Raw genomic sequence first — 18,916 nt, forward strand, 5'->3', positions numbered from 1 at the left:
AATAGCGACTCTTGTTCGGGTGTGGGGTAAAATCGGAACGAGTAGGCTTTTTCCATGTCTCACATTTTAGCATATATTTCGTAAACGATGCTCATATTTAACAGTAAAGCCGTCGTAGAACGACGGGGTTTCAGACCCAAATTTTCGATGAATTATGAATTGGAAGTGGGGAAGTGGGGAGCTTTTCAGTGATCAGTAAACAGTAAACAGTGAACTGATAACTGATAACTGATTAACGGACATTTTGAGCGGTAAAATCTTCGATGAGTTGTTCTAAAGCGGCCGAGGAGGCGCGGGTAATCAGAAAACATCGAAACTCTTGGCCTTGACTAAGATATTGGGAATAGGCCGCCTGTAAAAAAGGTTTATAGCCGGGGTTTTTGCGAATATACACCTCAAAAAAGGCCAAAGATAGAGAATGGGCGTAACTATCGATCAGATATGGTGCGGGCAGGGTAAGATCGGCTACGGATTCGATCGCTTCGTTAATTCCCGCATCTAGTACCGAAAAATCGACGTGAGCTTGACCTTCAATCAGAGCTAAATATTTATTTTCGGTGTTGAGCAGGGGAAAAGAGCGCACCTGTTCAAAAATAGCGGGGGTAGCGGGATCGTAGGTTCCTGCCGCTACAAAAGTGGGAATTTCGATCTTAGCCAGTCCTTTAGCCCCGAAAATACTCCAATTAAACGGATTAACCGCAAAAATCGCTTTTATTCTCGGATCGCGAAAGTTGTATTCTTCTCGCGGTAAATCCAAAGCACGACACTGCAGCAAGAGGGAGACATTGAGAAAAGCCAATCTTCTTTGGCAGTCCCGTTGTAAATTCTCGAAATCGATTGTCGCTCCACCCACAGCTAAGGCTGTATAACCGCCGAAGGAATGTCCACCAACTCCCACATTATCTACATCTAATTGCCCCTGAAATTCCCCCGCGTTGCGTCTTTGCAATTCATCGATCACAAAAGATATGTCCAATGGACGATTGACAAATTCGTTGGTATAAAAAACCGTCCGCGATAAACCAGCGAGCAGATTCTGCACCTGTAGGGTATCGCTGCCGGGGTGTTGGGGTATGGCGACGAGATAACCGTAACTAGCCCAATGTTCCGCTTGTCGGACAAAATCTTCAGGACGAGAAGCTAAACCGTGGGAAAAGACGATAACGGGGGTTTTCTGGGTTAATTGCCCCTTGGGTTTGACAATAATTAGATAAAGTTCCCTCTGACGACGGCTATCGGTTAAATCCAGCCGCATCTGTTCCACTTGTTGCGGTCCGGGTTGTCGGGGGTCAGTCATGGCGGTAAAATTAATTTCACCGGCCTTTTTAGCTTCTTCTAAGGATAATTGCGCCACCTTTTCCGTGAATACTGTGGTGGCTTTCAGGACGACATCGATCGCCCGAGCTAGTCTTTGCACTTTTGTCACATCAATCTGCATATTAGTGGGCAGATTACGCAGCAGATTAAGAATAGTTACCCCTCCCGGTTCAAAAGCCGATTTAATTAGGGCAGAACGCAGGGCAAATTTACCATTAATACCCCCTTGAATGGTGATCAGTTCCCCTAAAAGGTTGAGAATATCTTCCCCCATTCTGGTGTTAAAAAAGCGCGAGATCAGGACGGGATTAATTTCTTTACTTGTGGTTAAAGCTTGCCGAAATTCTTTTTGTTGTTCCGCAGTTGTATTACCTAAATATTGTCCTAGATTAGCGTCAATTCTGCCAGTTTTGGCAAACTTTTCTAGGGAACTAATTTCTAGGGTACGACTAAAGGGCGCTAAGATAAAAGTGATTCTCTCGGCCGAGAGGACAGGGAAGCTAGTCAGTATTGTTCCTAAGCAACCCAGAGCGATCAAGCGACCGATTTTAGCTAATTGCAACAAGTTTTTCTGCTCCTTTTCTTCCTGCGTTCCTATTCCCTCTGCATTATAACAGTAACTTCGCAGTTTTTAACGTTTTTTTTGCTTGACTATCAACAAAAATTATCAATTTGCCACGGTCGATAATCTTGACCTAGAATAACGGGTAACAAGTCTCGAAAATTCCAATCTCGCCGATTTCAAGCTACCTAATACCGGCGGTAGTCAATGATAACCGCTCACTGCTCATTATTTAAGGGTAAAAATGCCAAAGTTGCCACTACTTTCACCCCAAATTCTTCCTCAAAAACAGGTTTTTTATAGTCTAAACTCCACAATTCTAAAGCACAATCATCTTCAGCATTATTGGGAAAAAGATGCAGATGTAGGGTTCTATATTCAGGATCATACTTACATTCAATCTTTTTAATCGCTCCTATTTGTCGTCGATCTAAAGCCACGGCCAAGCGCAGTATAGCACTTAAATGTCTGACCATATACTGATAATATTCCGTTAATTTCATAAAATCATCGTGTCTTTTCTTCGGTTTACTTTTGCGGTGATAACGAGCGATATTAGCGATAACTTCTAACTCTGTTTCTGTATAGCCCAACAGTTCACCATTGCGAATTAAATAATAGGAATGTTTATGATGGGCAGCATGACTAACATATAAACCACTATTATGTAAAATTGCCGCCGCCCATAATAGATCTTTAGCCTCCTGATTCCAGGAATGTAATTGACCTTGAGTTTGCTCGAACAAAGACAGGGAAAATGCCGCTATTCTCTCAGCAGATTCTAAATTAACTTGATACTTTTTCGCTATTTTCAAGACACTGCGCTGACGGATTTCACTCTGATAAAGTAACCGATTATCAATTAAACCGTGCGTCAGCATCCAATCGACGATTACCCCTTCTCGCAAGGCCCTTTCACAGAGAACTAACTTATCAACATCTAACATGGTCATCGCTTCCAAAAGCACGATCGAACCGGCTAGAATTATCTCAGCCCGTTTATCGGACATCCCCAGAATTGCCAGTCTTTGGTGATAGTCCAAAGTGGCGAAACGTTTGACTAATTCTTTGACATCTTTGCGGGTTAATTGATAGCCATTTAAAGGATTGGGAATTTCCCCCAATTTCTCCAAAGCATGGATAGTCATCAAAGTTTCGATCGTCCCAGAAGTTCCCACTAAACGCGGCACTTCTCCCAGCTGTAAATGATGTTTAATTTCCTCTACTGCCCGCTCTAACATTCCGCGGGTGTATGCTCTTAAATAGGCCAATTCTGTGGTACTAATGGGATCGGTGGTGATCAAATCTTGGGTCAAACGCACCGCGCCGATTTTGGTACTACTAAGAAAGCGAATTTCTTGACTATCAGCTAAGATTAATTCTGTGGAACCACCACCGATATCGATAATAATATGGGCTTGATTTTGGAAATCCATTCCCGAGACGACACCGAGATAAATCCGGCGCGCTTCCTCCTGTCCGGAGATGAGATTTACAGAAATACCGACTTCTTTCTCGATTAAAGCCAAAAATTCGTCGCCGTTGGTCGCTTCCCGGGTGGCGCTAGTGGCAACAGCGATAATCTGATCCGCATGGAGACTAATAGCCAGATCGTGACAGCGTTTTAAAGCGGCGATCGCTCTTTCCATGGCCGCTAGGGTTAATTTACCAGTTTTCCTATCTCGATCGCCCAGACGGACTGTATCCTTTTCTCTGGCAATAATCGTAAAAGCGGGTAAAGACGGTTCAATTTTCACCCCTACCATGTGAACCGAATTCGTACCAATATCAATCGCCGCTAGGATTTGGACATCGGGGACTTTTGCCTGGGGCGCTAGTTCCCGATTGGGTGTAACTTGATTAGAAATATTCACCATCGCTTATCAGTGATCAGTTACCAGTCGGGGGATAGGTGTTAAGGCTGGTCTTATTATCCCTCTAATTGTCCGCCTCGGCGCAGCAATTTTAGCTTTGTATAGCAGTTGTCCTATTCGTCAATATACAATTTTCGCTGCTCCAGGGCCAATTGCCGGAATTCCCCTTCCCCAAATTCTCCCTCCCTGGGACGGCGCTCTCCCTCGGACTCGACTAAATAGATATAATCACAATCAACCCCTTCTAAATTGGTATTTTCGGCGATTTTCCAAGCTTCGATACAAGCGCCCGTCAGGGTGGCTCCCTGTAAATTGGCTCTCATCACGTTACTATGGGCTAAATTTGCCCCTTCTAGATTAGCGTAGGCTAAATTTGCCTCGCTCAAATTTGCCCTATTCAGGTTGGCATTTTTGAAGTTAAACCCAGAAAGATTTAGTCCGCGAAAATTATAGCCAATATAAGCTTTATTTTCCCCTTGACCAGTAACCAGAAGATTTCTAATCGCAACTTCGTCCAGAATTGTCTTTTCCCGACGCGCTCGCTCGATGCCCGATACCAGATAAAATCGAGTTCTAGTTAAATCTTTTGCCCTTAAATCGGTGGCTTTTAATTGCGCTCCTGTGAAATCAGCTTCTTTAAGATTTGCTCCGCAAAAATTTGTACCTTGACTGGCTAAAAAAGCAATTGCTATCGATTTCGCCATCGTTTCTCTTGATTCTTCTAGGGATAACCAAGCCAGATAAGCGGTGAATAAAGTACCACAAACCCCAACAATCAAAGCTATAGAAAAAGTTCCATTCATCACGGCTATTCCTGCTAATGCTCCCTGAAAAGCTAGTATAATTACTGTTAATAAACTTAAAATTAAGCTGATAAAAATTGCTAGGATAAAACTTGTTGATTGACCAGAAATCAAGGATAAAACTAAGGGTAATCCCCCAACTCGCTGACGATAAAATCTTCCGTAAATTAGGGATAAAATCGTGATTATCACCGCAGCAATGATTTTAAATTGGCTTACATCCGTCACCAGCATTAAAGCTAGATAATAACCAGCTAATCCCCACAGATAGCCGCAGAAAGCCGCTATTAACCAAGAAATTAAAATTAATTGTAGCCGACCGCGCTTTAGTAATCCTGCCCTGGCCTCGGTAAATTTAGTTCTCTCTAAAATAGCCCCTTGAAAATTAGTACCACGCAGATCTGCTTGACTAAAATTAGCCCCGGATAAATTCTGTCCGTGAAAACACTGTCCTTTTAATTTTACTCCTGTAAAATTGCGTTTCCCTTTGGCATATAAATCCAGTACCTCACTTGCTTTCATAGAAATTACGGAGGTCTGTTTTTTGCTTGATTGATTAATGTAATTCATAACAACTAAGTAAGTAAGTGGTTATAATTAAATTGAAGATAGATTTTGTCTTTGATCCTCCCTGCCCCCCTTAATCCTAGGGCCGATTCATAGTAGGGTTGATTCATGAATCAACCCTACCCTTCTATCCCTTATAGGGATCTTTCTTAACAATTTTTTCATTAAGCACTCCAACTCTTATCCTGACTTGATTTCAGTTTTTTCTTTGTCAGTAAGGGTGTCAACAAGGAATATTACAAATTGTTAACCGAGTCTTGAAAGCGTTGTGCTACAAAGGTTTGAAATGTTAAGAAAGATGTGACTAATGGACAGCCTTGATAAGGGGGGTGTCTGATAATTTTTAACGCCTACCTACTTATTATCTTTTTAAAATTGGCTTTGGTTATTTGTTGGCAATTTATACTAAATCGGTTTTGAATAGTGCGATGAACTCCCAAGTTATGGATTGTTTCTCCCCGCTCCCCCGCCATCCTATCCCTTGTAAACAGGATTTAGTATAATACAGATTTAACTTGACAGACCCCTGGGGATGAGGGACTTTTTTTAGGGGTAATCCACGGCAAAAACAGCCCCTAAAACTGATTATTGACCCGGACTTGGTGCTTCTATCGGGGACTCTGGGGAAAGGGGAGTCGATTCAACTATTGGTGGTGGGGCCGGAGGTTGGAGAATATTGCGCCAGCCTCGTATTTGGGAGCGAGCCGAACTGTAAGCGGTACTTTCCGGGGATACGGATTCAGCAAGGCGAATAGCTTCCAGATAACTGCCATTATTAGCTAGGTCCGTGGCTAAAGACAAAAGCTGATAACTCCAACGTTCCAGCAATTCAGTCCGTTGCACACCCGCATCGGTTTTAGTGGAAATATTGGTAACTAAAGCAATCGCCTGGGTTAAACCTTCTGCGGTTCCCGTCGCCGCTAATTGATTAGCCTGTTGGAGATTTTGACGGGCCCGCAACTCTCGGCGCCAACGACGGATATTTTGGGAAGCTTCCGAGGAAAGAGTGCGACCGGGGGGAATTTGATTGGCAGTTTCGATCGCTGTGCTATAGTCTTTGAGATTGGCCAAAGCTTGAGCCTGATCTAAAATGGGTTGATCCTCCATGCGTTCAATCCGCACTTGCCAGTCGCGAATTTCCCTTTGGGCATCTCGGTATAAGGCCCGATTTTTACCAATAGCCTGCGCCTGAATAATAGCGTTACTGAGGGAATTAATATCGCCGGGGATAGCGATTTCCCGCGCCCGTTCTAAAATCGGCCGGTCTTCTATGACTTGTATTTGACGATTCCAAGAGCCAATTTCCTGCTGTGCTTGCGACCAGAGGGGATTATTACGGGGAACCTCGCCCGCTTTCGCGATAGCGGCGCTATACTGCTCGATCGTACCTGCTTGTGCTAAATCTCTAGCCTCGGACAGTATTTTTACATCCTGTACCTGTAACTGCCAGCGTTCCCTCATAGCTAGGGCCGTTTGATGGAGAGGTCGAGAAGCGTCGATTTGTTCTAGTCCCAGTATGCCGGCTTCCAATCCCTCCACCGTGCCGGCTTCCGCATCTAAGGCCGCTGCGGACAAGAGGGACCAATCGGTGACATCTTCTTTAATTTTGAGGTCTTTGGGGGTTTGGTTAGCCAAATCCCGGAGAGCTTGCCATTGCTTCCGCTCAATTAATCTTTCGGCGTATTCTTTTAGTTTATCCTCGGTTTTCCCGATTAATTTTTCTGCCTCCTGATAGGCATAACTGCTGGCTTGAATTTTTCTAGCTTCTTCGATGACTTTCAACCAATTGTCGAGACCGCCCCGGGCAAAGAGATTAAAGGCATTATCTAATTTACTGCTATCTTCCCGGGCGACGGTAATTTTAGCGAGCGCTTCATTATATTTAACCGTTGCCCAATATTCGTTATTTAAGTTCAATAAATCCACTGCTAGGCGGAAAGATTGATTCCAGTTGGAAGCGCGGAGATTTTCCTCTAGTTTGCTTAAGATATCGTTGCCTTCCGTCCAAGTTCCTTGCCACTTAGCGATTCTTTCTTCAATAATTGCCGCTACTGCCATATTATTGGGGATTTGACGAGCTTTAGTGATCGCTTGCTGTAAATTTCCCGCTTGATAGTCTTTTTCAGCCAAATTCAGGATATCTCGCGCCCATTCTTCCACCTGTTGATTAACTTGCGATCGCAAGGGATGGTCATCGGGTAAAGCTTCCACTAGGGCAATTGCTGCGAGTAAACCCTCCACGGTGCGACTATCGGCGGAAAGTTGAGCGCAGTAGAGACGCAGGGAGGCAGAAGCAATAGGCCAGAAGATTTTTGGGCAATTGGGCGACTTCTGCATATTTAATAACTGCCAAGTGGCGAGAAAGCCAACACCGCCAAAGACGACGACAAATAAAGCCGCCCAAACTTTCCAAGTGAAACGATGCTGGTATCGAGACCAAAAGAGAAAAAGAAAAGACTTAGTTTTCTCTGGCCAACGAGTCAGGGAGTCTATCGATTCTCGTTTGACTAGATTTTTGGTTAATTCTTTTCCTTTAAACATTCACGACTCCCTGACGGATATTTTAGATAGATTTTACCCTAAGGGCGCTCATTGCCCAACTTCTCAGCAAGATTCAGCTTGTAGAGACTCGACTAATTGGATTAATTGCGTCTCGTTGGCACTATACACTTCCTGGCAAAACTCACAGATGGCTTCCGCTTGTTTATCCTTTTCGATAATGTCTTTTAATTCATCGACCCCAAGGAATTTTAAAGCTCCTAAGGCCCGTTCAAAAGAGCAGTCACAATCAAAACGCAGCATCTGCACAGCTGGAAAAATTTCTAGACCCATATCTCCGAGAAGTTCCTGAAAAATATCTTCTAGACCCTTTCCTGCTCGTAAAAGGGGTGTAAATCCCGTTAATTTTCGCAATCTCGACTCTAAACGAGCCACCAAGACCTCATCCCTGGCGGCCTCTTTCGAGAGAACTTGTAATAAAATTCCCCCAGCTGCCGTTACTCCTGTGGTCGTACCGACAAAAACCCCCACTTGCAAAGCGGAGGGAATTTGTTCCGACTGGTCTAGGTAGTAGGCGATATCTTCCCCCACTTCCCCAGAAACTATCTCGACGATGCTTTCCTGAAGTTCATTTCTCTCCTCACCTTTTTCTTCCCGCAAGACTCGCACATAACCTTTGTTACCCACGGCGCGACCCACATCTAATTTACCCTGAGCATTGGGGAGTAATTCCACCTGGGGACAGTCCACATAACCCCGCACCGTGCCATCGAGTCCAGCATCAACTAAAACACCGCCTAGGGGACCGTCGCCTTTAATGCGAATATTGACCCTAGAACCGGGTTTTTTTAAACTGGAAGCCAAGAGTAAAGCCGATGCCATCGTGCGACCGAGAGCGGCAGTGGCTACGTTAGATAATTTATGTCTTTGGCGGGCTTCTTCGGTTAAACGAGTGGTAATCACTCCTACTACTCTAATTCCGCCATCGGCGGCCGTGGCGCGGATTAATTTATCTGCCATACTACTTACTGTTATCCTTGGAAAACGCTGTCCCGATTTTTAGTTATTCTTTAACTAACTTAACAAAAATTATCAGACAACAATATGTTCGGCAATTTTCAACAAAGTCAGCTGCGTATCGAAATCTCGGCCCGTGAACAGGCTATCCGGGATAGTTTGCTCAAAACTGCTCATCTCCGTCAATGGCTGTGGCCGCAAATGCTCTCGCCCAATCTACCCGATAAATTAGAGGAAGGTTTGACTTTTACCTCTTGGTTAGGTTTAATTCCCGTACAACATCAGGTTTTATTGGCCAATGACCAGTGTTTACGCTTGCTTTTGAGTCAAGGTATCGATGGCTATCACGAATGGTATTGGGGCGATGGTTGGTTACAATCGCGTTTAGAAGGCATTTCTTTCCTTCCCCTCAATCTCGGTCAAACTCTCAGTTTGTTGAAATTACGACTATTTTTGAGCAATCAAAAGTTAGAAGTGAAGGATTTAGGAGTGGCTAGTAAGTAAATCGCACTTTAAAAACCCAATTATCGATTGTCTCTCCCCGCTGCTCACTCTCCTACACCGGGAGAGTGGCTGCACTATGCAGGCCCTGGACTAATGACAGGCTAAGAACAGGGGTCTTCCCCCGACATTTGAGATAAAATCGATCTAGTTAAAAATTTAATTCCGAAACTATGTTCGACGCACTGGCCGACCGCTTAGAAGACGCATGGAAAAAATTACGAGGTCAAGATAAAATCTCCTCGGCCAATATACAAGAAACCCTCAAAGAAGTCCGGCGGGCTTTATTAGAAGCAGATGTTAACCTACAGGTGGTCAAGGGATTTATTGCTGAGGTCGAGAAACAAGCCCTCGGCGCTGAAGTTATTTCTGGAGTCAATCCCGGTCAGCAATTTATCAAAATTGTCTATGATGAATTAGTCAAAATTATGGGGGAAAGTAACGTTCCCCTAGCTCAGGCCGATAAACCCCCCACCGTAATTTTAATGGCCGGGTTGCAAGGGACAGGAAAAACCACCGCCACCGCCAAATTAGCCCTATATCTCCGCAAACAGTCCAAAAGCTGCCTGATGGTGGCCACCGATGTTTACCGTCCCGCGGCCATTGACCAATTAATCACCCTCGGTAAACAGATAAATGTTCCCGTCTTCGAGATGGGTTCTCAGGCTAATCCCGTCGATATCGCCCGTCAAGGTGTGGAAAAAGCCAAAGAATTGGGCGTAGATACCGTTATCATCGACACCGCCGGTCGTTTGCAAATAGACACCCAGATGATGGGCGAACTAGCACAAATCAAGAAAATTGTCAAGCCCGACGACACTTTATTAGTGGTGGATGCCATGACCGGTCAGGAAGCGGCCAGTCTTACCAACACTTTTCACCAACAAATCGGCATCACGGGGGCAATTCTTACTAAACTTGATGGCGATACTCGCGGTGGTGCGGCCTTATCAGTGCGGCAAATATCGGGACAACCGATTAAATTTGTTGGGGTTGGCGAAAAAGTAGAAGCTTTAGAGCCATTTTATCCCGATCGCCTTGCCAGTCGCATCCTCAATATGGGTGATGTCCTGACGCTAGTGGAAAAAGCTCAGGAACAGTTAGACCTAGAAGACGCGGCCAAAATGCAGGCCAAGATTTTAGAGGCTAAGTTTGATTTTAATGACTTCCTCAAACAGATGCGGCTGTTAAAAAATATGGGTTCCCTGGGGGGAGTCTTAAAGTTAATCCCCGGTCTGGGCAAACTGAGCGGTACAGACATCGAAAAGGGCGAAAAAGAGTTAAAACGCACGGAAGCGATGATTAATTCCATGACCACGGAGGAACGCGCTAACCCCGATTTATTGGCTAAGTCTCCTAATCGTCGTCGTCGCATTGCCAAAGGTTCGGGACATCCGGAAACAGAAGTGACCAAACTAATTGCTAATTTCACCAGAATGCGATCGATGATGCAACAGATGGGACGGGGACAAATGCCCGCTATGCCTGGGATGCCCGGGATGGGTGGCGGAATGTTTGGGGGTGGCAATCAACCGGGGTTCCGCGGTCAAGGTGGCAGCCCGAAAAAACCAAAGAAAATCAAGAAAAAGAAAGGTTTTGGCGATTTATAGAGGCTAAAAATGTTGAAATCCAGAGCTTAAACTGAGGTTTCTACCATCGGCTAATTTTATCTCTCTCCCGGGGACAATTTGACCGATTATCGCCCCCTCTTCCCCCACTTTCTCCAACAATTCTCTGGCACTGTCCGGAGGCAAACACAAAACTAACTCAAAGTCTTCACCGCCGTATAAAGCCCATTCTAGAGCTTTTTCGGCTCCTACATATTCTTTCAGGGTTGGATGCAGGGGAATCCTCTCGATTTCGGCACCAACCCCACTACAGCGACAAATTTGCATGATGGCATCTGCTAACCCGTCACTGCTATCCATGCCCGCGATGGGAAATTGCTTGACAATTTTTTGTAAATGTGGTATGCAATCGAGTCTCGGTCGCGGCCGTTGATGAGCTTGGATTAATCGCTTTTTTTGGGCGGAATTTAAATTCCTGCCGGTTTCAGGGTGAAAGAGTAACTCTAATCCAGCCCGCGATAAACCGTGATAACCGGTAATAACGATACTATCGCCAACTTTTGCGTTAAAACGTCTAATTTCTTCATTTTTTGCCACTTGTCCCAGGGCGGTGATGCTGATGTTAATCTCCGTGGCCCGACAGACATCGCCACCAACGATCGCCGTCTGATATACTTGCAGACAAGAGCTAAGACCCCGATAGAGTCCTTCTAGCCAATCGATGGCTAGAGCGGGAGTTAAAGCCAATCCTACCGTAATTCCCAGGGGTTCTGCCCCCATAGCCGCTAAATCGGATAAATTAGCCGCCGCCGCTCGCCAGCCCACATCTTCCGGAGAGGTAGTAAGATTGCTAAAGTGGACGTTATTAACTAAAACATCAGTGGTGACGACGAGAGAGTAACCCTCTTTCAGGGATAAAATCGCCCCATCATCACCGATAATCTCCGCAGGACAATATTTTTGCAGAATCGGTAGCAATCCCTGTTCACCCAAGTCTTTAACGGTTAAATTCATAATTTCTGGGAATTGAACGATGCAGCTTCTAAAAAGTCTTTAGTTAGGGTTTGCGGCAAAAAGTTTTTCGTGGGGGTAGGGTGTGGGGTGTGGGGTGTGGGGTGTAGGGTTTTATCCATTTTCAGGTGGTCAATTACCTAATTTTCAGGGAAAAAGTCCCTAAAATTTCCCCCCAATCACTCCAATGGTCGGCACTTTTTGAGGGAAAAAAAGTCTAAAAGCGTTATCCAACAAGGTTTTTAGATTTATTCAGCAGACCCTAGTTAAGAGGATTGGCGCTGATTTTTTCGTAGGCGCGATCGATAATTCCCCGACCTCGCAAAAAGCCGGTATTAGCCCCCGGACAAAGATAGGAGAGGGTTTCCGGGCTAAAACGGTCTAAAATAGCCCTTTGCGATCGCAATTGCCGCGGCCAGTGGAAAGTTTTCGCGGTCTGTAGGGGTTGCGGTTGACCCTTAGTGTCGGGGAGAAGATGACGACCGGTAAATAAAACCCCCCCGTGACGCTGCCAGTAGAGACAGGAGGAGCCGGGAGAATGGCCGGGAGTCCAAAAACCGCTACAAGTAGGAGATAACTGGATTTGCTGCTGAAAAACGGTAATTTGACGGTGAGGAAGCAGATAAGCTTCCTGTTCCTGTAGAATAATCTCACAATCAAGTAAACTTTGCAGAAGATCGCTCTGTTTCCCCTGACCCCCGCGATGGGTAAAAAATAGGTAACGGACCCCTTTTTCTAGGAGAAAATCCCGCTCGCTCTCCTCGCAGCTAGGACAATCCACCAGAATATTACCAGTATTTTCTACAATAAGATAAGAGGTTCCCCCTAGGGTTTCCCGATTAGGCGAGAAAGCGTATAAACCTTCTAGAATTAATCGAGGGGGTTTTGTGGTTTTGCTAACCTCTAAAGGAGACGATTCGGTTTCCGATCGCATGGTTTGCCTATCCAAATCACAATCAATGCGGTTTATAACTTAGCACGATCGATGACCGGGCTGGCTGAAATTAGCCGCCTTTTACTCAAGAGAAAAGAGCCGATATGGAAATGTGGTTGTTATTAGGGATTCTTGGTGGTTTCACTTATTTTATCGTCAAGCGTAGCGTGGCCAAAATCACGACAACACCAATTTGGTTAATTTGGTTAGTCCTGATGACTCCGGCTCTTATTTGGACCGGCTGGACGTTAATCTATGGAGAGGATACCCCCATGCCGGCATTTTTGCTGATCGGTCCTTTTGTGATCTGCCCTTTTTTGTATTGGTGGCTAGTACAAATGGGTCGGATTACTCCCCAAGAAAGCCCCCCATCACCAGCGGAAACAGCGAATTTAGTCCTAGAAAATCTTGATAATCCTGCACCTAAAAATGATTTAAAACCGATCACTGCCGAAGAGGAAAAATACCTAAGAGATTGTTTTCCTTGGGGTGTTTATTATCTGCAAAATATCGATTATCGTCCCCAAGCAATTCTCTGTCGGGGGAAATTGCGAGCAGTTCCCGAAGAAGCTTATCAAGTGATTAAAAACAATGTGGAAAAGGTTTTTGGTGATCGCTTTTTATTGCTTTTCCAAGAAAGTTTTCAGGGACAACCTTTTTTCGCTCTTGTGGCTAATCCCTGGCAGCAAAAAACAGAAACCATAGAAACTGAAAAAGTTACTCGCCCCCTTCTTGCCCTGGGTTTATTGTTATTAACTATCTTAACTACCACAGTGGTCGGTGCGGGATTAAGTGGCATTACTGCCCAACAATTAGAAAATAATTCTAGTTTAATATTGCAAGGTTTACCCTACAGTTTAGGCTTAATTGCTATTTTAGGACTGCACGAATTCAGTCATTATTTTACAGCAGTTAAATATAAAATTAAAACTACCTTGCCCTATTTTATCCCCATTCCTTTCTTCCTAGGCACCTTCGGGGCTTTTATTCAAATGCGATCGCCTGTACCCACCCGCAAAGCTTTATTTGATGTGGCGGTGGCCGGTCCTTTGGGGGGTATAATTATCGCTATTCCTCTACTGTTTTGGGGGTTGTACCTCTCGGAAATAGTTCCCCTAACTAATCAAAGCAGTTTATTAAATTTTCAGGCGTTAAATCCGCAGTTTTCTTTTCTCTTGTCTATCCTAGCTAAACTAGCCCTCGGCAGTAATTTAATCGCCGGAAAAGCGATCCATTTACATCCTTTAGCGGTAGCTGGTTATGTAGGAATTATCGTTACAGCCCTAAATTTAATGCCCGTGGGTCAATTGGATGGTGGTCATATTGTTCACGCCATGTATGGGCAGAAAACCGCCATAATTATCGGTCAATTAACTCGATTATTCATGTTTATTTTAGCCCTAGTGCAACCAGATTTTTTACTCTGGGCGATTATTCTCTTATTAATGCCAGTCAGCGATCAACCTGCTTTAAATGATGTCACCGAATTGGATAATAAACGAGATTTATTAGGTTTATTTTCCCTGGCTTTGTTATTAAGTATTTTGCTACCCCTTCCCGAAGCGGTGGCCCGTTGGTGGGGGATGTAAGCGACCGCATCAATCAACCTGAGTTCCGGGAAAATTATCGGTCAGTTAGGGGATAAAATCCCTATCTCCTACGTCAATGTGAGTCGATGACCCTCACCCTCGATCACTTTAATCCACAAAGCTGAAGGCTGACAACTGATCACCGATCACTGATATATGGTTCTCAAGGCTAATTCTCGCAGAAAAAAGCGAGTTTCTCTGAAAGCGAAGTTAGGCAAATCTAGGTTAAAATTGCTGGCTATTCCGCTAATTTTGGCGAGTTTAGGCTGGTTATACCACGATTTACGTCAGCAGTGGCTAAAACCGGAAGCGATTTTTGTTTTGGGAGGTCATGCCGATCGAGAACGTTTTGCGGCAAAATTGGCTAAGGAATATCCCGATCTACCGATTTGGGTGTCTTCCGGTAGTCCGCGACGATATGTGAGAAAGATTTTTAAAAAAGCGGGAATTCCCCCAGAACGTCTCCATCTCGATTACAATGCGCGAGATACTGTCACTAACTTTACTAGCCTAGCCGATCAACTGAAAGCCCAAGGTATTGATAGTGTCTATCTAGTCACTTCCGATAATCACATGAGAAGGGCGCGATTAGTGGGAGAAATTGTTTTTGGTAGTCGCGGAATTATGATTAAACCGGTGACTGTTCCCTCCCAATCACCCCCCGAACCCCTAGAAAAGTCCCTCAGAGACGGTTTTAGGGCAATATTATGGGTAATAAGCGGTTCCACCGGGGAATTTTGGCTAGAATCCGCTTCTAGTTCCCATCTCCGATCAAAATAAAATTATCTTGACAAAATACTCACTTTATGTTAAGCAAAAACACCATTTTCGCCATCCTATTGATTTTTGTGCCTATATCGATCGCCGGTTCGCTGTTACACTGGGGCGGAACAGTTGTTTTTATCACCGCTTGTCTAGCCATTATCCCCCTAGCGGCCTACATGGGGGAAGCCACGGAAGCGATTGCGGTGGTGGTCGGGCCAAATATTGGCGGTTTGATGAATGCCACCTTTGGCAATGCCACAGAATTAATTCTCGCCTATGTCGCTTTGCGGGAAGGTTTCATCGATGTGGTAAAAGCGACGATTACTGGCTCAATTATCGGTAATTTACTCTTAGTTATGGGATTATCGATGTTTTTAGGCGGTTTACGCTTCAAAGAACAGGAATTTCAACCAATAACCGCTCGTTTAAATGCCTCAGCCATGAATTTAGCGGTGGTGGCGATTCTTTTACCCACTGCCGTGGAATTTACCTCCACGGGAGTCGGGGAAGCAGTCCTGCAACGTCTATCCGTGGCCGTGGCAGCGGTGTTAATTTTCGTCTATGGTTTAAGTCTCTTATTTTCCATGAAAACCCACACCTATCTCTACGATGTCGGGGTTGCCGGTATCGAGGAGGAAAGCGCCAGAGAAAGAGCCGCAAGGCCGAAAGTCTGGTTTTGGTCTTTGATTTTATTGATCGTTACCATCGCCGTGGCCGTAGAATCGGAGTTATTGGTGGCATCCCTAGAGGAGGCTACGGAACAGCTAGGTTTAACGGCGCTGTTTACCGGGGTAATTCTTTTGCCTATTATCGGTAATGCGGCCGAACACGCTACGGCTGTCACCGTCGCCCTTAAGAATAAAATGGATCTATCGGTATCTGTGGCCGTCGGTTCCAGTATGCAGATCGCCCTGTTTGTGGCTCCAGTTTTGGTTATCATGGGTTATATTATCGGTCAGCCCATGGATCTAAATTTTAATCCCTTTGAGTTAGTGGCAGTGGCTGTAGCGGTGTGGTTGGCTAATTCGATTAGTAGTGATGGGCGATCGAATTGGTTAGAAGGAATGTTACTCTTAGCTACCTATGCTATCCTGGCCTTGGCTTTCTTTTTCCATCCTCTCACCGCTTAAAGTTATTTCTTGGAGATATATAGACAATGACGGACGCTTTCGCTTAAGGGAGTGGTAAAACTGGCAATTTCGAGGATTTTACCACCAGCTTTCCCTAAATTCTTCTCTAAACTCGAACTATCCTCCGACGACCACTGACCACGATAGAGGATAGCGATTCCGGTCTTTTTCAGGAAAGGCAAAGCATAGTTAACACAGATATCCACATTAGCTACCGCTCGCAAACAGACGATATCGTAAGCACAGTTATGTTTAGGGTTTTTCCCGACGATTTCCGCCCGACCTAAACGAGTTTTCGTGTTATTTAACTCTAATTTGTCAATAACTTCTTCAAGAAAATTAATCTTTTTTTGGGTGGAATCCAAGAGAGTCACCGACCAATGGGTATATGCGATCGCAATTGGCACCCCCGGAAATCCGGCCCCAGTCCCCAAATCGATGACTGATAGGGATTTTGTCAATAAATCTGGCTGGGATTTTTGTAACCAAGCTAAACCCGATAAAGAATCCCAAAGATGTTTTTCCCAAAACTCCTCCGGTTGGGTAATTCGAGTGAGATTACAACGTTGATTACCCTCTAAAATCAAGTCATAAAGTTGTTGAAATCGCGCTTGTATGGCCCCATCGGGTTGCCATTCTAGGGTTTCTTGCCAAAGGTCAAATAATTCAGGAAGGATCATTAATTCAGTAATCAAGGTCAGGAGACAGGAGACAGGAGACAGGAGATGGGGGAAGTGGGGAAGTGGGGAAGTGGGGAAGTGGGGAAGTGGGGAAGTGGGGAATTTCAACTAAAAACCCCAATACCCTAAAACCTCAACTATCTGTTTTTTCACTTTTTAATTCCCTCAAATGTCCTTGTTCAATTTTCCAGTGACGGTCAGCAATGGGGAGTAATTCCCCGGCATCGTGACTAACTACTAATAAAGTCCAGTGTTGTTTGAGACTAGCGAGAAGTTTGGCCAATTGACGACGCATAGACCAATCTAAACCGGCCGTAGGTTCATCGAGAAGTAACAGATTAGGCTGCCGGATTAACTGGACAGCGAGAGATAAACGACGCTGTTGACCCCCACTAAGATTGTGGGGAGAAGTATCCAGAGGAATATTTTCTAATCCTACCTCCTTTAAGGCCGCTGTTAGGCGATCGCTTTTAATTTCTGGATGACCGAGACGCAACTCCTCAAGGATGGTTTTACCGCAAAAATGACGTTCGGGAAACTGAAAAACGATTCCTCCTAATTGTTGCAGGTGCAGCACCGTTAATTCTTGGTCGCGCCAGTGAATCGTCCCTCCTGTTTTATCGGCAAAGCCTGCTAAAATTTCCAAAAGAGTCGTTTTTCCGGAACCACTGGGGCCAACAATCAGACCTAATTCTTGGGGGGCTAATTCGAGATTAATCCCCTGTAAAATGGGATTGAGGGCAGCGGGGGGATGATAAACCACATCTTTGAGATAAAGCATTGACAGGAAAATAACTGGAAATTAAGTCTAGAAACTCGTTTCTATTGTGACAGATTTTTTCATTCGCTCAAGGAGACTTTTAACCATGGCGCTGCGGTTAGGTTTAACGAAAAAAATGGCGATCGGTGCTTCGCTGGCTGTTATGGTAGTGGTTAACTGGATTGGTCCCGGTTTAGCTGGAGATCCTTTCCGCAAAACCAATCCCCGACCGATTGGTGATAAGACCGAGGCCGCTTTTAACGCTATTTTTAAACAAGGTAACTATCTAGAGGCAAAAAAATTAATTGTTGAGGCCACAGAAAAGGAACCCCAAGAACCTTTGTCCCATGCTATGCGCGCCTCTCTTGCTTTTACCGACCAGGATTGGAACACCCTAAAAACCTACTCCGAGAAAACTAAGGAAGCGGCCAAGCAAATGCAGGCCAGCGACCCCTTAAGGGGAAATTTGTATCTCGCGGTGGGGAGTTTTTTGGAGGGAACCTACGTTTTTCAAACCGAAGGAGCAGTATCGGCTATCCCCAGACTACAACAGGTGTTTCAGTATTTGGAAACCGCAGAAAAGGTTAATCCTACGGATCCGGAATTGAACCTGTTAAAGGGTTATATGGATTTGATTTTAGCGGTTAATCTGCCCTTTTCTAGTCCTCAAGAGGCAATTCAACGGCTAGAAACCTATGGGAGTCCTGATTACTTGGTTGATCGAGGTATCGCTCTAGCTTACCGGGATTTAAAGCAGTACGATCAGGCTTTGCAGTTTATCGATAACGCTCTGAAAGCGACCCCCGATAATCCGGAATTAATGTATCTCAAAGGTCAAATCCTAAGAATTCAAGGCAATACGGATAAAAATACTGGCTCTTTGAAATTGGCATTAGATTACTTTAATAATGCCCTGAAAAAACAGGAACAACTCCCCGAATCGGTCAAAAAACAGTTAAATCGCGAACACCGTAAGGTACAGGAGGAGATTAAATCCCTAGAAAACACAGCTAATCGTTGAAAAAAGCCTATTATCAGTTATCAGTTTTTGAAGGCAAGAGGCAGCCGTCAAGGGTGCATCTCACATTTGCAGGAATACCGACAATCAGGAATTGTCAGTGACTCTTAGATGATGACAAATGTATCAGCAGCTGCCTGTAAGCATCTCACCGAAAAGCTAATGCGCTCCGGGGTTTGGGGGGTAGAACCCCCCAAAAGCTGGGATTGAGTGATAAAATCGGAAGTAATGCCCGATTTTAGGCGAGAGTTTCGCCGTAAAAATCCCAATTGGTAGATTTACAAAAATGAGATGCACCCGCCGTCCAATTTTGCCAAAACA

17 protein-coding genes are annotated in these 18,916 nt (G+C 44.8%); 6 read left to right on the forward strand and 11 right to left on the reverse strand.

From position 1 onward, the window contains the following. The 6 genes from O9290_RS28195 to hslO all read right to left on the reverse strand — a co-directional run. Window positions 1-56, reverse strand: a 56-nt coding sequence (locus tag O9290_RS28195) for a helix-turn-helix domain-containing protein (RefSeq protein ID WP_072024880.1), incomplete at its 3' end; no start/stop codon positions are given. 176 nt (window positions 57-232) lie between these two features. Further along, on the reverse strand, window positions 233-1,882 hold the full coding sequence (locus O9290_RS12435; protein WP_002759584.1) for an alpha/beta hydrolase: 1,650 nt from the start codon (window positions 1,880-1,882) through the stop codon (window positions 233-235). 215 nt (window positions 1,883-2,097) lie between these two features. Next, window positions 2,098-3,756 carry a Ppx/GppA phosphatase family protein gene (locus O9290_RS12440; RefSeq protein WP_288054756.1) on the reverse strand — a complete coding sequence of 553 codons (1,659 nt, stop codon included), beginning with the start codon at window positions 3,754-3,756 and terminating at the stop codon, window positions 2,098-2,100. A gap of 110 nt (window positions 3,757-3,866) precedes the next feature. After that, window positions 3,867-5,078, reverse strand: a complete 1,212-nt coding sequence (locus O9290_RS12445) for a pentapeptide repeat-containing protein (RefSeq protein WP_288054758.1) — start codon at window positions 5,076-5,078, stop codon at window positions 3,867-3,869. Window positions 5,079-5,708: 630 nt separating this feature from the next. Then, a complete protein-coding gene (locus O9290_RS12450; RefSeq protein ID WP_288087112.1) occupies window positions 5,709-7,664 on the reverse strand; it encodes a chromosome segregation ATPase in 1,956 nt (651 codons plus the stop codon). A 63-nt stretch (window positions 7,665-7,727) separates the two neighbouring features. Beyond that, window positions 7,728-8,642 (reverse strand): Hsp33 family molecular chaperone HslO, encoded by a 915-nt coding sequence (gene hslO, locus O9290_RS12455; protein ID WP_002759591.1) that lies wholly within the window; start codon window positions 8,640-8,642, stop codon window positions 7,728-7,730. Window positions 8,643-8,726: 84 nt separating this feature from the next. On the opposite strand from hslO, the gene O9290_RS12460 reads away from it, so the two are divergent. Together O9290_RS12460 and ffh are read left to right on the forward strand one after the other, a co-directional pair. Next, on the forward strand, window positions 8,727-9,143 hold the full coding sequence (locus tag O9290_RS12460) for a hypothetical protein (protein WP_002759593.1): 417 nt from the start codon (window positions 8,727-8,729) through the stop codon (window positions 9,141-9,143). 170 nt (window positions 9,144-9,313) lie between these two features. Further along, complete coding sequence (gene ffh, locus O9290_RS12465) at window positions 9,314-10,750, forward strand: signal recognition particle protein (RefSeq protein ID WP_002759594.1); 1,437 nt, start codon at window positions 9,314-9,316, stop codon at window positions 10,748-10,750. Between the two features lie 3 nt (window positions 10,751-10,753). Here the strand turns inward: ffh and thiL are convergent, their stop codons facing one another. The 3 genes from thiL to O9290_RS12480 all read right to left on the reverse strand — a co-directional run bounded on the left by thiL (window position 10,754) and on the right by O9290_RS12480 (window position 12,653). After that, window positions 10,754-11,722 carry a thiamine-phosphate kinase gene (gene thiL, locus O9290_RS12470; protein WP_288056474.1) on the reverse strand — a complete coding sequence of 323 codons (969 nt, stop codon included), beginning with the start codon at window positions 11,720-11,722 and terminating at the stop codon, window positions 10,754-10,756. Next, window positions 11,719-11,841: a hypothetical protein gene (locus tag O9290_RS12475; protein WP_277927677.1), complete on the reverse strand. Its 123-nt coding sequence runs from the start codon at window positions 11,839-11,841 to the stop codon at window positions 11,719-11,721. The genes thiL and O9290_RS12475 overlap by 4 nt, the downstream gene beginning before the upstream one ends. A 140-nt stretch (window positions 11,842-11,981) precedes the next feature. Continuing rightward, window positions 11,982-12,653 carry an MBL fold metallo-hydrolase gene (locus O9290_RS12480; RefSeq protein ID WP_288056472.1) on the reverse strand — a complete coding sequence of 224 codons (672 nt, stop codon included), beginning with the start codon at window positions 12,651-12,653 and terminating at the stop codon, window positions 11,982-11,984. A gap of 104 nt (window positions 12,654-12,757) precedes the next feature. On the opposite strand from O9290_RS12480, the gene O9290_RS12485 reads away from it, so the two are divergent. From O9290_RS12485 to cax, 3 genes are all read left to right on the forward strand, one after another. Further along, window positions 12,758-14,242, forward strand: a complete 1,485-nt coding sequence (locus tag O9290_RS12485; protein ID WP_288056470.1) for a site-2 protease family protein — start codon at window positions 12,758-12,760, stop codon at window positions 14,240-14,242. 156 nt (window positions 14,243-14,398) lie between these two features. After that, on the forward strand, window positions 14,399-15,022 hold the full coding sequence (locus O9290_RS12490; protein ID WP_288056467.1) for a YdcF family protein: 624 nt from the start codon (window positions 14,399-14,401) through the stop codon (window positions 15,020-15,022). A 26-nt stretch (window positions 15,023-15,048) separates the two neighbouring features. Further along, complete coding sequence (cax, locus tag O9290_RS12495; protein ID WP_288024409.1) at window positions 15,049-16,137, forward strand: calcium/proton exchanger; 1,089 nt, start codon at window positions 15,049-15,051, stop codon at window positions 16,135-16,137. 2 nt (window positions 16,138-16,139) lie between these two features. Here the strand turns inward: cax and rsmG are convergent, their stop codons facing one another. Next, entirely contained in the window at window positions 16,140-16,817 is a 678-nt protein-coding gene (gene rsmG, locus O9290_RS12500) for a 16S rRNA (guanine(527)-N(7))-methyltransferase RsmG (RefSeq protein ID WP_288024426.1), read from the reverse strand. A 133-nt stretch (window positions 16,818-16,950) separates the two neighbouring features. Beyond that, window positions 16,951-17,598 (reverse strand): ABC transporter ATP-binding protein, encoded by a 648-nt coding sequence (locus tag O9290_RS12505; RefSeq protein ID WP_002780686.1) that lies wholly within the window; start codon window positions 17,596-17,598, stop codon window positions 16,951-16,953. Window positions 17,599-17,683: 85 nt separating this feature from the next. On the opposite strand from O9290_RS12505, the gene O9290_RS12510 reads away from it, so the two are divergent. Next, window positions 17,684-18,598 (forward strand): Sll0314/Alr1548 family TPR repeat-containing protein, encoded by a 915-nt coding sequence (locus tag O9290_RS12510; protein WP_002759604.1) that lies wholly within the window; start codon window positions 17,684-17,686, stop codon window positions 18,596-18,598. Window positions 18,599-18,916: the final 318 nt, after the last annotated feature.

Origin of the sequence: Microcystis sp. LE19-41.2A, from assembly GCF_027530405.1 — a bacterium.
GTDB classification, from domain to species: domain Bacteria; phylum Cyanobacteriota; class Cyanobacteriia; order Cyanobacteriales; family Microcystaceae; genus Microcystis; species Microcystis aeruginosa.

What these genes read in the sequence shown, in the direction of transcription:
- O9290_RS12440 (WP_288054756.1), bottom strand. Translation starts at nt 3,756, where the DNA reads ATGGTGAATATTTCTAATCAAGTTACACCCAATCGGGAACTAGCGCCC.
- O9290_RS12445 (WP_288054758.1), bottom strand. Translation starts at nt 5,078, where the DNA reads ATGAAAGCAAGTGAGGTACTGGATTTATATGCCAAAGGGAAACGCAAT.
- O9290_RS12450 (WP_288087112.1), bottom strand. Translation starts at nt 7,664, where the DNA reads ATGTTTAAAGGAAAAGAATTAACCAAAAATCTAGTCAAACGAGAATCG.
- hslO (WP_002759591.1), bottom strand. Translation starts at nt 8,642, where the DNA reads ATGGCAGATAAATTAATCCGCGCCACGGCCGCCGATGGCGGAATTAGA.
- O9290_RS12460 (WP_002759593.1), top strand. Translation starts at nt 8,727, where the DNA reads ATGTTCGGCAATTTTCAACAAAGTCAGCTGCGTATCGAAATCTCGGCC.
- ffh (WP_002759594.1), top strand. Translation starts at nt 9,314, where the DNA reads ATGTTCGACGCACTGGCCGACCGCTTAGAAGACGCATGGAAAAAATTA.
- thiL (WP_288056474.1), bottom strand. Translation starts at nt 11,722, where the DNA reads ATGAATTTAACCGTTAAAGACTTGGGTGAACAGGGATTGCTACCGATT.
- O9290_RS12475 (WP_277927677.1), bottom strand. Translation starts at nt 11,841, where the DNA reads ATGGATAAAACCCTACACCCCACACCCCACACCCCACACCCTACCCCC.
- O9290_RS12480 (WP_288056472.1), bottom strand. Translation starts at nt 12,653, where the DNA reads ATGCGATCGGAAACCGAATCGTCTCCTTTAGAGGTTAGCAAAACCACA.
- O9290_RS12485 (WP_288056470.1), top strand. Translation starts at nt 12,758, where the DNA reads ATGGAAATGTGGTTGTTATTAGGGATTCTTGGTGGTTTCACTTATTTT.
- O9290_RS12490 (WP_288056467.1), top strand. Translation starts at nt 14,399, where the DNA reads ATGGTTCTCAAGGCTAATTCTCGCAGAAAAAAGCGAGTTTCTCTGAAA.
- cax (WP_288024409.1), top strand. Translation starts at nt 15,049, where the DNA reads ATGTTAAGCAAAAACACCATTTTCGCCATCCTATTGATTTTTGTGCCT.
- rsmG (WP_288024426.1), bottom strand. Translation starts at nt 16,817, where the DNA reads ATGATCCTTCCTGAATTATTTGACCTTTGGCAAGAAACCCTAGAATGG.
- O9290_RS12505 (WP_002780686.1), bottom strand. Translation starts at nt 17,598, where the DNA reads ATGCTTTATCTCAAAGATGTGGTTTATCATCCCCCCGCTGCCCTCAAT.
- O9290_RS12510 (WP_002759604.1), top strand. Translation starts at nt 17,684, where the DNA reads ATGGCGCTGCGGTTAGGTTTAACGAAAAAAATGGCGATCGGTGCTTCG.